This window comes from Halorubrum sp. SS7 (genome assembly GCF_005435055.1).
GTDB classification, from domain to species: Archaea; Halobacteriota; Halobacteria; order Halobacteriales; family Haloferacaceae; genus Halorubrum; species Halorubrum salinarum.
In genome coordinates this window covers 1-264 of the sequence record NZ_SGXV01000544.1, presented here as the reverse complement: position 1 = coordinate 264, position 264 = coordinate 1, and the positions used below count along the sequence as shown (strand labels likewise).

Genomic DNA, 264 nt, shown 5'->3' with positions numbered 1-264 from the left:
GCCGAGACAGCCCGCGAGTCCGGTGACCGCACCGCCGATCCCGGCGGCGACGACGCGGCGTCGGTTCATACTCACGTGTACGCTCACCCGATCATATCCGTTCTGGTGGGAACGTCGAATTTGCCTCACGCAACGATTGGGTGCGTTGATGCCGCGAAGGGAACGGACGACTCGAATTCCGATACGATCCGGCGACCGGATTCCTCACTCCGCGAACCGGAATCGGCTCCGTTCGATTACGGTACTCACGCGCTCCCGGAAGGC

At 63.3% G+C, this 264-nt stretch carries 1 protein-coding gene; it reads left to right on the top strand.

The features are described 5' to 3' along the window. On the top strand, positions 1 to 264 hold a 264-nt coding region (locus tag EXE44_RS21270), incomplete at both ends, for a hypothetical protein (RefSeq protein WP_206750417.1).